11 protein-coding genes are annotated in these 12,552 nt (G+C 73.2%); 2 read left to right on the top strand and 9 right to left on the bottom strand.

The annotated features are described in order from the left end of the window. Positions 1-78 precede the first annotated feature (78 nt). Positions 79-348, bottom strand: coding sequence for a 30S ribosomal protein S15 (gene rpsO / locus V1260_RS00115; RefSeq protein WP_329744757.1), 270 nt, complete (start codon positions 346-348; stop codon positions 79-81). 144 nt (positions 349-492) lie between these two features. Further along, positions 493-1,509, bottom strand: coding sequence for a bifunctional riboflavin kinase/FAD synthetase (locus tag V1260_RS00110; protein WP_329744756.1), 1,017 nt, complete (start codon positions 1,507-1,509; stop codon positions 493-495). Between the two features lie 249 nt (positions 1,510-1,758). On the opposite strand from V1260_RS00110, the gene V1260_RS00105 reads away from it, so the two are divergent. Continuing rightward, complete coding sequence (locus V1260_RS00105) at positions 1,759-3,270, top strand: L,D-transpeptidase family protein (RefSeq protein WP_329744755.1); 1,512 nt, start codon at positions 1,759-1,761, stop codon at positions 3,268-3,270. 366 nt (positions 3,271-3,636) lie between these two features. On the opposite strand, the gene truB is transcribed toward V1260_RS00105, so the two are convergent. The 7 genes from truB to rimP all read right to left on the bottom strand — a co-directional run bounded on the left by truB (position 3,637) and on the right by rimP (position 11,321). Continuing rightward, positions 3,637-4,623, bottom strand: coding sequence for a tRNA pseudouridine(55) synthase TruB (gene truB / locus V1260_RS00100; RefSeq protein WP_329744754.1), 987 nt, complete (start codon positions 4,621-4,623; stop codon positions 3,637-3,639). After that, positions 4,620-5,141, bottom strand: coding sequence for a 30S ribosome-binding factor RbfA (gene rbfA / locus V1260_RS00095; RefSeq protein WP_329744753.1), 522 nt, complete (start codon positions 5,139-5,141; stop codon positions 4,620-4,622). The genes truB and rbfA overlap by 4 nt, the downstream gene beginning before the upstream one ends. Further along, complete coding sequence (locus V1260_RS00090; protein WP_329744752.1) at positions 5,138-6,232, bottom strand: TRM11 family SAM-dependent methyltransferase; 1,095 nt, start codon at positions 6,230-6,232, stop codon at positions 5,138-5,140. The genes rbfA and V1260_RS00090 overlap by 4 nt, the downstream gene beginning before the upstream one ends. A gap of 62 nt (positions 6,233-6,294) precedes the next feature. After that, the gene (gene infB, locus V1260_RS00085; RefSeq protein ID WP_329744751.1) at positions 6,295-9,213 is read right to left on the bottom strand and encodes a translation initiation factor IF-2; all 2,919 of its coding nucleotides are present in this window, start codon (positions 9,211-9,213) and stop codon (positions 6,295-6,297) included. A gap of 73 nt (positions 9,214-9,286) precedes the next feature. Beyond that, the gene (locus V1260_RS00080; RefSeq protein WP_329744750.1) at positions 9,287-9,613 is read right to left on the bottom strand and encodes a YlxR family protein; all 327 of its coding nucleotides are present in this window, start codon (positions 9,611-9,613) and stop codon (positions 9,287-9,289) included. Positions 9,614-9,751: 138 nt separating this feature from the next. Then, the gene (gene nusA / locus V1260_RS00075) at positions 9,752-10,738 is read right to left on the bottom strand and encodes a transcription termination factor NusA (RefSeq protein ID WP_329744749.1); all 987 of its coding nucleotides are present in this window, start codon (positions 10,736-10,738) and stop codon (positions 9,752-9,754) included. Between the two features lies 1 nt (position 10,739). Next, on the bottom strand, positions 10,740-11,321 hold the full coding sequence (gene rimP, locus V1260_RS00070; protein WP_329744748.1) for a ribosome maturation factor RimP: 582 nt from the start codon (positions 11,319-11,321) through the stop codon (positions 10,740-10,742). A gap of 125 nt (positions 11,322-11,446) precedes the next feature. Here rimP and V1260_RS00065 point away from each other — a divergent pair, with 125 nt between their 5' ends. Next, entirely contained in the window at positions 11,447-12,520 is a 1,074-nt protein-coding gene (locus V1260_RS00065; protein ID WP_329744747.1) for a DUF4439 domain-containing protein, read from the top strand. The last annotated feature ends 32 nt before the right edge of the window (positions 12,521-12,552 follow it).

Raw genomic sequence — 12,552 nt, 5'->3', positions numbered from 1 at the left:
GGTCGTGCTGGGCCCGTCAGCCGCAGGTGACGGGCACATGGAACCGCCGCCCGCCCAGGGGGCGAGCGGCGGGATGTGTCACCGGCGGATGCCGAGGCGCTGGATCAGCGCGCGGTAGCGCTCGATGTCGACGCCCTGCAGGTACTGCAGGAGGCGCTTGCGCTGACCGACCAGGAGCATCAGACCACGGCGCGTGTGGTGATCGTGCTTGTGGGTCTTGAGGTGCTCGGTCAGGTACTTGATGCGGTGGCTCAGGAGGGCGATCTGGACCTCGGGCGAACCGGTGTCGCCCTCGCTGGTCCCGTACTCCTTGATGATCTGCTGCTTCGTGGCGGTATCGAAGGCCATGGCTCTCCTGGGTGTCGTTGCGCGGCGCTCCGGGGCCGTGTGCCCCGAGCTCTCTGGACGAGCCGTTCGCGCGTCCCGACGCCGAAGGGGCGAGGGATGTGCGCAGGGGCTCTCCGCGGCCGAATTCACGGCCCGAGCAGGATATCAGTCGCCGCTCGCGGAGCGGGAGGGAGCGCGGTCGAGAGTGCGGCGGGTCACCTCGACGTCGAGGGCCATCTGCGCGATGAGCGCCTCGACGGAGTCGAACTTCAGCGTGGGCCGCTGGAAGTCCACGAACTCGAGGCGGACGGTGTCACCGTAGAGGTCCAGGGTGTGGTCGTCATGCACGTAGGCCTCGACGGTGCGCCGCGGCGCCCCGTCGTCCGCGAAGGTGGGGTTCGTGCCGATCGAGATCGTCGCCGGCGCCCCCGCGAGCGGCGGGGTGCCCCGGTGCGCGGGGTCCTGGGCGACGACGGAGAGCCAGCCCGCGTAGACCCCGTCGGCCGGGATCAGGCCCTCGGGCACGGGGCCCAGGTTGGCGGTCGGGAAGCCCAGCTCGCGCCCGCGCTGGAAGCCGTGGTGCACGGTGTCGGTCACCGTGTGGGCCCGCCCCAGGCCCGCCGCGGCGGCCGCCACGTCCCCGCGGAGCAGCGCCTCGCGCAGGGTCGAGGACGAGATGCGACCGGTCCCGGCGCCGTCCGGGCCGTGGTCGGCGACCGTCACGACCTCGAAGCCGTACCGCTCCCCCAGCTCGCGCATGGTGTCGATGGTGCCGGCGTTGGCTCGGCCGAAGAGGGCGTCCTCGCCGAGCACCACGCAGCGGGCGCCGAGCACCTCCACCAGGAAGATCCGCACGAAGTCCTCGGGCGAGTGCTGGGCGAACTCGCGCGTGAACTCGAGGTCGAGCACCCCGTGCACGCCGGCGAGCAGCAGCAGCCGGTCGCGGTCCTCGTGCCCGGTGAGCAGCGGCGGGTCGCCCGGGGTGCCCATCACGTGGCGCGGATGGGGCCAGAAGGTCACCGCGACGGGGGCGAGGGAGCGGGTCTCGGCATGGTGCACGAGCTGGTCGATCACGGCCCGGTGCCCGCGGTGCACGCCGTCGTAGTTCCCGATCGAGACCGCGGTGGGGCCGAGGTCGGCGGGCACGTCCTGGACGCGGTGCCAGATCAGGGGGCGGCTCACGACGGGGGAGGTCCTTCCGGGACAGGGGCTCGACTGCCCGGCGGGCAGGGCGGTGCGGGAACGCCGCACGACACTGTAGCCCCGGTCGAGGCGTGACGAATCTGTGACGAAGCTCGGGGCCCCGCTCCCTGGCCGCGCGGGCATACCACGATACGCTGAGGGGGTTAGGCGGCGCCGGGGAGGTACCCCTGTGCCCTTCCGCCCTCGCCGCGGAAGCTGCCACGACGGCCGCCGAGAACGGAACCGACCATGACGAACGTGACCGATACGGCCTCACTGGGAGGCCCCGCGCGACCTTCCGGCCGTCGCGGGAGCCGCCGCCTCGCGCTGATCATCGTGGCGATCCTCGCCGTGATCGCGGTGGTCCTCACCGGCGGCGCCTTCGCGTACGCCAAGCAGTTCGAGGGCAAGGCCCTCCCCGGGACCACCGTGCTGGGTCAGGACGTGGCCGGGAAGACCCCCGAGGAGATCGCCGCCCTGGTGACCGAGCGCGCCGAGGGCGTGACCGTCACGGTCACCGCGGGCGAGGAGACCCACGAGGTCCCGCTCGCGGATCTCGGCGTGAGCGTCGACGCGGAGGGCACCGCCCGCGCCGCGGTCGAGCACGACGAGTCCTTCACCGGCGTCCTCGCCTCCAGCTGGTCCGGTGAGCGCGCCGTCGCGCCGCTCGTGACCGTGGACGAGGCCGCCGTGACCGCCTACGCCACGGGCCTCGTCCCCGCCGACGAGACCGAGCCGGTCGACGCCCAGGTGGTCTTCGACGAGGAGACCGAGGAGTGGAGCGCGGTGCCGGGCACCGACGGCCGCGGCATCGACCCGCAGCCCCTCCTGGACGCCGTGAACCAGCAGGCCGCCTCGCTCGAGAGCTTCTCCGTCGAGCAGCCGATCGAGCAGATCGCCCCGGCGATCACCACCGAGGAGGCCGAGGGCACCCTCGGCGAGATCACCGCGCTCCTCGAGCAGCCCATGTCGATCCAGGGCCCCGAGGGCGAGACGCACGAGATCTCCTCCGAGCGCCGCAGCTCCTGGCTGTCGGTCGCGCCCGACGAGACCGGCCAGGCGCTGGCCGTGACCGTCGACGAGGACGCCGTGCGCGAATGGGTCGCCGAGCGCGCCGAGAAGGACTCCGTCGAGGTCAAGGACGGCATCGAGCAGGTCGACGCCGAGGGCACCACCGTCAAGGTCGTCGCCGAGAAGGAGGACGGCCTCGAGGTCACCAACACCGAGGCCGTGGCCGACGAGGTCATCGCCTCCCTGACCGGCACCACCCCGCTCGAGGCGGCCTTCGAGACCCAGACCGTCGAGGCCAAGGTGGAGAAGGTCGACGCCCCCACCGAGGAGGAGACCGACACCACCGATCCCGCGAACGCCCCGACCGGGGAGAAGTGGATCGACGTGGACCTCACCGCGAAGACCGTCACCGCCTACGTCGGCTCGACCCCGGTGTGGGGCCCGCGCTCGATGGTCGACGGCAAGGAGGGCTACGAGACGGTGACCGGCTCGTACGAGATCTACCTCCGGTACGACATGCAGGACATGACCAACGCCTCCCGCTACCCGGTCGGCCACGAGAAGTACTACTACACGGAGGACGTCCCGTGGGTGCAGTACTTCCACAACGGCTACGGCTTCCACGGCGCGCCCTGGCGCTCGTCCTTCGGCTACTCCGGCTCGCACGGCTGCATCAACATGCCGCCGCACGAGGCCAAGTGGCTGTACGACTGGGCGAGCATCGGCACCCGGGTCGAGGTGCACTACTGAGCAGCGCCGGGGAAGGCACCGTGAGCCGCTGCTGACGCCGCTCCCCCGCAGCCCTGACGACGGGCCCCGTCCGGACGAGTTCCGGACGGGGCCCGTCGCCGTCTGCGGTCGGGGGGGGTGGCGGCCAGCGGGCGGCCTGCCGGGGACGAGGGGCCCGTCCTCCCCGCCGCGTGCTGCATCTGGACCGTCATCCGCCCCCGGAAGCGGTCCAGATGCAGCAGTCGCCGCGCCGAGCACTCAGGTGACGGTCCAGATGCAGCAGTCGCCGCGCCGAGCACTCAGGTGACGGTCCAGATGCAGCAGTCGCCGCGCGGCCAGCGATGGTGGGGCGTCGCGATCGGCTCGGGCCGCGCGAGCGCCGCGGCGTCAGCTGCGGGCGTCGACGGGCACGACGAGGACGGGCTTCCAGCGCGTCCCGTCGGGCCGGACCACCGCGCACAGCTCCCCTGCCGGCCCGACCGCCGCGACCACCGCGGCGTCAGCGTCGACGTCGACGTCGGCGGCACCAGCAACAGCACCAGCACCGGCACCGGCACCGGCACCGGCAGACGACAGTTCCTGCCCCTCCACCCCCCGCGGGACGGGACGGCCGTCCGCGAGCTCGCGCGCCCCGTCGGCGTCGACCTCGATGACCGGGAGGACGCGGGCGGCGGTCGCCCCCAGGCCGGCGAGCGGCAGGTCGACGTCGTCGCCCTCGCCGCGCGCGGGCACGTGCACCCCCTCCTCGACCGTGAAGGGGCCGACGGCCGTGCGGCGCAGCGCGGTGAGATGGCCGCCGACGCCGAGCGCGGCACCGAGGTCCCGGGCCAGGGCCCGCACATAGGTCCCCGAGGTGCAGGTGACGATCGCGTCGAGGTCGAGGAACGGTCCCTCCTCGCGTCGAGCGGTGATCTCGAAGCGAGAGATCGTCACCGAGCGGGCGGCCAGCTCGACATCCTCCCCCGCCCGGGCGCGGGCGTAGGCGCGCTTGCCGTCGACCTTGATCGCACTGACGGTGGAGGGCACCTGCTGGATCTCTCCGCGCAGGTCCGCGAGCGCAGCCTCGAGGCGGTCCGCACCGATCCCGGTCGCCTCGCGGGCCTCGCCGAGCGCCTCGCCCTCGCGGTCGTCGGTCGTCGTCGAGAGGCCGAGGCGGATCGTCGCGAGATAGGTCTTGTCCAGGCCCACCAGGTGGGTCAGCAGCCGCGTCCCCTGGCCGATGCCGAGCACCAGCAGACCGGTCGCCATCGGGTCGAGGGTGCCGGCGTGGCCCACCTTCTTCGTGCCCAGCAGCCAGCGGACCCGGGCGACCACGTCATGGCTGGTGCGGTCCGGTGCCTTGTCGACCAGCAGGATGCCGTGGGGCGCGCTCACCGGTGCTCCGGGCCCCGCTCGTCCTCGCGCGCCTCGTCCTCGGAGTCGTCCTCGGCCTCCGCCTCGTCGGCGTCGTCCATGTCCTCGTCCTCGAGCTCCTCGCGCGGCACGCGGTACGGGTCGGCGTCGCCGGCGTAGCTGGCGCCCTCCTTCGCGGCCGCGAGCTCGGCGTCGCGGCCCCGGGCCTCGCTGAGCAGGTCCTCGATCACGCGGGCGTTCTCAGGGATCGCGTCGGCGATGAACTCGAGAGTCGGAGTGAGCCGCACACCGGTCTGGCGGCCCACCTCGCGGCGGAGCATGCCGGTGGCGCTCGCAAGCGCGGCGGCGGTACCCTCCCGCTCCTCGTCGGTGCCGAAGACGGTGTAGAAGAGGGTCGCGTGCTGCAGGTCGCCGGAGACGCGCACGTCGGTGATGGTCACGAAGCCGAGCCGCGGGTCCTTGACCCGGGTGTCGAGCATCGTGGCCACGATGACCTTGATGCGGTCGGCGAGCCGGAGGGCGCGAGGGTTGTCGCTCATGTGGGGGTCTCCTCCTGGAGGGCGTCGAGTGCGGCGAGCTGCTCGAGGCGGGGGTGGTTCGAGGGCACCGCGAGCAGGACGTCGCGGTCGATGGACTGGTCCACGCGGTGCCGGAAGGCACCGTCGCTGGTGAGGACGGTCAGGCCGGCCGCGGCGAGGGCCTCGCGGGCGGCGTCGTGATCGAGGGTATGCCGGTTCACCGCGAGGGCGATCCCGCCCCCGTCACGCAGCAGCGACCTCCAGGTCCCGGCGGCGCGGCGCAGCACCTCGAGCGGAGAACGCTGCATGCCCCCGCCGCCGTGCGCGCCATGCTGCACGCCGTACGGGAGGTCGGCGACGATCGCGTCGACCGAGCGGTCGGCGAGCACCTCGCCGAGCCGCGCGGTGTCGCAGCCGAGCACGGTCACCTGCTGGGCGAGCCCCGCCCGCTGGGCTGCTTTGTCGGGGGCGAGCTCGGCGAGCGTGCGGGTGCCGAGGTGCTCTCCCCGCACGGTGAGGGAGGCGCTCGAGATCTGGTGCTTGTACCGGTGGGTGCGCAGCCAGGTGGTCAGGAAGGTCCGGTAGGCCTCGACGTCCTTGCGGTCGATGTCCGCGCCGATCGGGCTGAGGCCGAGGCGGACGGCCCGGTTCAGGGTGGTGCCCCGGCCGCACATCGGGTCGAGCAGCGATAGCGTGCCGTCGAGCAGCCCGGAGCGCCGGGTGGAGAGGGACGCGGCGAGATTCACCAGCAGCGCGGTGAACTGCTCGTTGGTCTTGCCGGGGTACTTGAGGATGGTCTCGAGATCCTCGGGGTGGCGCAGCGGCGAGGAGGCCACGAGGGGGCGCAGCAGCCCGTCCCCCGCGATCTCGAACAGGCCGTAGGTCGACGAGAGCAGCCCGAGCAGGGTGTCGAGCCGCTCGTCGTCGACAGTCTCGTCCGCCCGGACCTCGAGGGCGTGCATCCCGCCGACGGTCCGCTCGCGCACGACGACGCCGGGCCCTAGGTGCGCACCGAGGACCCAGCGGGCCTCGGCCAGCACCAGCGGCCCGGCGGCGGCGGTGTAGACGCGGTTCGCCGAGGGGGCGCGCAGTGCCAGCACCGCACGGGTCATCTCGGGTCACCTCCCGATCGTGGGGCCCGGGCGCCGCGGTGACGGCGCCCGGACCCTCCGGATCAGCTGCGGGGCTTCTCCTGCATCTCGTACGTCGTGATGACGTCCTCGAGCTGCAGGTCGTTGTAGGAGCCCAGGTTGATGCCGCACTCGAAGCCCTCGCGGACCTCGGTGACATCGTCCTTGAAGCGGCGCAGACCGGCGATCTCCACGTTCTCGGAGACCACCACGCCGTTGCGGGTGATGCGCGCCTTGGCGCCGCGCTTGATCAGGCCGCTGCGCACGATCGAACCGGCGATGTTGCCGAACTTCGAGGAGCGGAAGATCTCGCGGATCTCCGCCGAGCCCAGCTCGACCTCCTCGTACTCCGGCTTGAGCATGCCCTTGAGGGCCTGCTCGACCTCGTCGATGGCGTTGTAGATCACCGAGTAGTACTTGATCTCGACGCCCTCGCGGTCGGCGTACTCCGCGTTCTGGCCCTCGGCGCGCACGTTGTAGCCGATGATGACGGCATCCGAGGCGACGGCCAGGTTGATGTTGTTCATCGTGATGGCGCCGACGCCGCGGTCGATGATCCGCAGCTGGACCTCGTCCCCGACCTCGATGCCCAGCAGCGACTCCTCGAGGGCCTCGACGGCACCGGCCGCATCACCCTTGAGGATGAGGTTGAGGGTCTCGATCTTGCCCTCGGCCATGTGCTTGTTGATGTCCTCGAGGCTGATGCGCTTGCGGGCCTTGGACAGGGCCGCGGCGCGCTTGGCCGCCTCGCGCTTCTCGGCGATCTGACGGGCGGTGCGCTCGTCAGGGGCGACCAGGAAGCTGTCACCCGCGCCGGGGACGGAGGTCAGGCCGAGCACCTGCACGGGGCGGGACGGGCCCGCCTCGGTGATGTTCGCGCCGTTCTCGTCGAGCATCGCGCGGACACGGCCGTGGCCGGTGCCGCAGACGATCGCGTCGCCGACCCGCAGGGTGCCCTGCTGGACCAGCACGGTCGCGACCGGACCGCGGCCACGGTCCAGGTTCGCCTCGATCGACACGCCGCGCGCGTCCTTGTCGGGGTTGGCGCTGAGCTCGAGGGCGGCGTCCGCGGTGAGCAGGACCGCCTCGAGCAGCGAGTCGATGTGCAGGTTCTCCCGCGCGGAGACGTCGACGAACATGGTCTCTCCGCCGTACTCCTCGGCCACCAGGTTGTACTCGGTGAGCTGCTGGCGGATCTTCTGCGGATTCGCGTCCGGCTTGTCGATCTTGTTGACCGCGACCACGATCGGCACGTTCGCCGCCTGGGCGTGGTTGAGCGCCTCGATGGTCTGGGGCATCACGCCGTCATCCGCGGCGACCACGAGGATCGCGATGTCGGTGACGTCCGCACCACGGGCACGCATGGCGGTGAACGCCTCGTGACCCGGGGTGTCGATGAAGGTGAGCTGACGCTCGGCGCCCTCGTGCTCGACGGAGACCTGGTACGCACCGATGTGCTGGGTGATGCCGCCGGCCTCGCCCGCGCCGACCTTCGCGCTGCGGATGGTGTCCAGCAGGCGGGTCTTGCCGTGGTCGACGTGACCCATGACGGTGACGACCGGGGGACGCGGCAGACGGTCCTCCTCGTCCTCCTCGGCCAGCTCGGCGTCGAGGTCGATGTCGAACTGCTCGAGCAGCTCGCGCTCCTCGTCCTCCGGCGAGACGATCTCGATCTTGTAGCCGAGCTCCTCGCCCAGCAGATCGAAGGTGTCCTCGTCGAGGGACTGGGTGGCGGTGGCCATCTCGCCCATCGCGAAGAGCACCGTGATCAGCGACGCGGGGTTGACGTCAATGCGATCGGCGAAGTCGGACAGCGAGGCGCCGCGGCGCAGGCGCACGACCTGGCCGTTGCCGCGCGGCAGCGAGACGCCACCGGGCGCGGGAGCCTGCTGCTGCTCGAATTCCTGGCGCTTCGCGCGCTTCGACTTGCGCGAGCGAGCGGGCTTGCCGCCGCGCCCGAAGGCGCCCTGGGTGCTGCCGCGACCGCCACGGCCGCCACGAGGACCGCCGCCGCCGGCGCCACCGCCGGCACCGCCCGGACGGGCGCCGCCGGGCGCGCCGGGACGACCGCCGCGACCGCGACCGCCCTCACCGGGCTTGCCGGCCTCCTGCAGACCGCCGTGGGCGTGCTTGTTCATCACGCCCGGGGTGGGCATGCCGGGGCGCGGCGCGCCACCGGGACGCGGGGCACCACCCGGACGGGGAGCACCACCGGGACGGGGTGCGCCGCCGCCCTGACCGTCGCGCTGCGCGGGACGCGGACCGCCCGGACGGGGCATGCCCTGCGAGGACGCGAAGGGGTTGTTGCCGGGACGGGGACCGCCCGGACGCGGGCCGCCCTCGCGGGCGGGACGACCGCCCTGCTGGCCGCCGCCCTGGCCGGGCTTGCGGCCCGGACGGGGCATGCCCTGCGAGGAGGCGAAGGGGTTGTTGCCGGGGCGCGCCGCACCGGGGCGGGGAGCGGGACGCTCACCACCGGGCTTGGGCGCCGACGGACGCTCGGCCGCGGACTCCGCCGCGGGCGCGGGACGCTCGCTCGGCGCGGGGGCCGACGGGGTGCGCTCGGCGGGCTTCTGCGGGCCGGGCTTCTGCGCGGCGGGGGCCGGACGCTCCGCCGGGGCCGACGGCGCGGGAGCCGACGCAGCCGGGGCCGCGGGGGACTCCGCGGCGGGGGCCGGGGAGGCACCGGGCTTCGGCGCGCCACCGGGCTTGGGGGCGGCGCCGGGCTTCGGCGCACCACCGGTGCGGGGCGCGGAGGGGCCGCGGGATCCCTCGGAGTTCTGGGGGGCGCTCTTGGCGCTGTTCTTGGGGGGCAGCTCGTCGCGGAGGCGACGGGCTACGGGAGCCTCGATGGTCGACGAGGCGGAGCGGACGAACTCGCCCATGTCCTGCAGCTTCTGCAGAACGACCTTGCTCGGGTGTCCGAGCTCCTTGGCGAGCTCGTGGACGCGGACCTTAGCCACATTTCTCCTGTCTCGGTCCGGCCGACAAGAGGGCTCGGACCATTACTTCCTGAGGGTGCTCATTTGCGAGTACTCATCGGATGTCCATGGGTTCTTCTACCTGTTCCACTCGGGTGGGGTCGGAGGCCTCGAGATCCCGGGCGACCAGCCCGGTGTCGACCGCGCCGCGGAAGGACCGGGCGAAGCCGCCTCGCCGCAGGGCGAGGTCGAGACATGATGCCTCGGGATGGAGCCACGATCCGCGGCCGGGCGCGGACCCTGTGGGATCCACGCGCACTCGCGGGGCGGCACCGTCGGGAGCGGGCTCCCGGACCAGACGCACCAGCTGCTCGCGCGGTGCCACCTGACGGCAGCCGACGCACGTGCGCTCGGGACGCTGTGCTGCGGTGCGTGCGGTCACGCCTCACACCTCCGTCCCGATCGCGTCCGCCCGGTCGCGGTGCGGGACGGACCCGCGCCCCTCCTGGGCGAACAGCCTCCCCAGTGTAGCGGACCGCGACTCCGCCGCCCTCACCGGCGAGGCGTGGGACACATCGGCTCAGGCGCCGGTGTCCTCAGCAGGGGCGGCATCGGGGCGGATGTCGATCTTCCAGCCCGTCAGCTTCGCGGCGAGGCGGGCGTTCTGCCCGTCCTTGCCGATCGCGAGGGAGAACTGCGCCTCGGGGACGATCGCGCGCACGGCCCGGCCGACCTCGTCGATCACGGTGACCGAGGTGACCTTCGCCGGAGAGAGAGCGTTGCGGACGTAGGTCGCCGGGTCTTCGTCGAAGTCGACGATGTCGATCTTCTCGCCGGCGAGCTCGTTCATCACCGCGCGGACGCGGGCGCCCATCGGGCCGATGCAGGCGCCCTTGGCGTTGAGGCCGGGCTGGACGGCGCGCACCGCCATCTTGGTGCGGTGCCCCGCCTCGCGTGCCATGCCGGCGATCTCCACGGAGCCGTCGGCGACCTCGGGCACCTCGAGAGCGAACAGCCGTCGCACCAGGTTGGGATGCGAGCGGGAGAGGATGATCTGCGGACCCTTGGGGCCGCGGCGGACCTCGGTGACATAGGCGCGCAGGCGACGCCCGTGGGAGTAGTCCTCGCCGGGGACGCGCTCGTGCGGGGGGAGCACCGCCTCGACCTCGCCGAGGTCCACCATCACCAGGCGCGGATCGCGACCCTGCTGGATGATGCCGGAGACGATGTCGTCCTCGCGGTCCGCGTACTCGCCGAGCACCGCCTCGTCCTCGAGGTCGCGGATGCGCTGGAAGATCACCTGGCGGGCGGTCGAGGCGGCGACGCGGCCGAAGTTCTCCGGGGTGTCGTCCCACTCTTCGAGGACGGTGCCGTCCTCGGCGAGCTCGCGCGCGATCACGGCGACCTCGCCGGTGCGCTCGTCGATGACGACCTCGGAGTCGCGGACGGGGTGATCGGTGTGCAGGTAGGCCGCGTGCAGGGCCGAGCGGATCGCGTCCAGCAGCACGGGCAGACGGATGTCCCGCTCGCGCTCGAGCGCGCGCAGCGCTCCCATGTCGATGTCCATCTCAGCTCTCCTTCTCGGCGGGGTCTTCGGCGTCGGCCAGCAGCTTCTCGAGGTCCGCGGGCGGGTCGAACTCGACCTCGACGCGGGCGGCGAGCACCTCCGACAGGGGCAGGCGCAGATGCTCGGGAGTGCCGGCGGGCAGCTTCCGGGGCCGACCCTTCTCGTCGCGGCCGGGCTCCTGACGCAGACGCAGTCCGTCGTCCGCGCCGACCGCGAGCAGGCGGGCGCGCAGCTCCGTGCCGTCCTGGGTGGTCAGCGCGAGGAGCCGACCCCGTGAGCGGCGGAAGTGACGGGCCAGGGTCAGCGCCCGGTCCACCCCGGGGGTCGTCACCTCGAGGACGGCGGGGTCGGGGCCCAGCAGCGCGTCGTCCGCGTCGATCAGGTCGTTGAGGGCGCGGGAGGCCTCGGCGACGGCGTCGAGGTCGGCGCTGCCCAGCTGGTCCTCGGGCAGATCCACCACGAGGCGGATCTCCGGCAGGGTGCGGGGGCCCCGGACCTCGATCTCCTCGAGGACCAGTCCGTGGTCCGCCAGGACCCGCTCGGCCGTCTCCCGCAGAGCGGAGTGCGCATCCGGTGCGCTCATCATCCGCTCACCTCCTCCTGCAGCTGCTGGTGCCTCCGGGCGAGGGGTCGCCGCGGGCGGTTCCAGGATAGTGTCCCGCGCGGTCCGACCGCCTCCTGGGAGGCGCACGATGCGAGAATCGTCCCGTGCCCGCACCGCTCCCCCGTCCACCGTCCGCCCGCCCTGTGCCCCGCAGGGCGCTGCTGCTGGGCAGCGCCGCCCTGCTGCTCGCCGGGTGCGGACCGGTCCTGGTGGGCTCCCCGGAGGAGTACACGCCGCCCCCGCCGGGGATCGACGACCTCTACCGGGAGGACCTGCTGACGCTCCTGGACCGTGCCGTGGCGGGGACCGCGGCGGTTCTCGCCGCCGCCGGGGGCGCGCCCGCGGAGGATCCGGAGCTCTCCGCCGCTCTCGGCGTCCTCGAGTCGGCGCTGCCCCAGCAGCGGCTCGCCCTGCTCACCGGGGCGGAGGCCGAGAAGGAGCAGGAGGCGAAGTCGGATCCCGATCCGGAGGCGACCACCACCCCGGCACCGACCGACGTGCCGCAGGACCTGCCCGCCCTCGTCACTCTGCTGGGCGCTCTGCGGGATCTGGCCGTGCAGGCCTCGGTGCAGATCTCCGGATCGCTCGCCCGTCCGGTCGCCGCGCTCGCGGCCCACACCGAATGGATTGCGACCCGGCTCGACGGCGCCGCCGGGACGTCCTCGCTGACCGCCGTGCCCGTGGCCGCGGACCTCGTCGCCACCAGGGAGGTGCCCGCGAGCGATCCGCCGTCGATCGGCGCGGAGTCCGACTACCGTTCGAGCCTGCAGCGGGCCCAGCAGGAGGAGTGGTACGCCGGCTATGCGCACGAGGTGCTGGCCGCCCGTGCGGAGGGCACCGCCCGGGAGCAGCATCAGGTCCTCTCCCAGCGCCACCGCGACCGGGCCGCCGCCCTCGCCGCGATCGCCGAGGAGGACGGCGCGCCGGTCGTGGCCAGGCAGGCCGTCTACGCGCTGCCCGCGGAGATCCCCGACGAGCAGCTCGAGGGGGTCCTCCCCGGTCTGCTCGCCCGGGGACTGCTCGGGGACCATCTGGCGCTCGTGGGGGCCGCTCCCTTCGCCAGGCGCGCGCTCTCCGTCGTCGCCGCTCTCGAGGAGGCGCAGTCGCTCGCCGCGATCGTGAGCACGCTCGCCCCGCTGCCGAGCCTCGAGACGGAGGATCTGCCGCCCGCGGACTGAGCCGCGCCGGCAGGACCCCGATCTGCGGGCGG

The organism is Brachybacterium sp. J144 (genome assembly GCF_036321705.1).
GTDB lineage: Bacteria > Actinomycetota > Actinomycetes > Actinomycetales > Dermabacteraceae > Brachybacterium.
Note: the sequence above shows the minus strand (reverse complement) of the source record. Positions and strands in the feature narration are given on the sequence as shown.

Bases quoted from the DNA above. Each gene is read 5' to 3' on its own strand.
- rpsO (WP_329744757.1), bottom strand. From the start codon at position 348: ATGGCCTTCGATACCGCCACGAAGCAGCAGATCATCAAGGAGTACGGG.
- V1260_RS00105 (WP_329744755.1), top strand. From the start codon at position 1,759: ATGACGAACGTGACCGATACGGCCTCACTGGGAGGCCCCGCGCGACCT.
- rbfA (WP_329744753.1), bottom strand. From the start codon at position 5,141: ATGAGCGACAACCCTCGCGCCCTCCGGCTCGCCGACCGCATCAAGGTC.
- V1260_RS00090 (WP_329744752.1), bottom strand. From the start codon at position 6,232: ATGACCCGTGCGGTGCTGGCACTGCGCGCCCCCTCGGCGAACCGCGTC.
- nusA (WP_329744749.1), bottom strand. From the start codon at position 10,738: ATGGACATCGACATGGGAGCGCTGCGCGCGCTCGAGCGCGAGCGGGAC.
- rimP (WP_329744748.1), bottom strand. From the start codon at position 11,321: ATGAGCGCACCGGATGCGCACTCCGCTCTGCGGGAGACGGCCGAGCGG.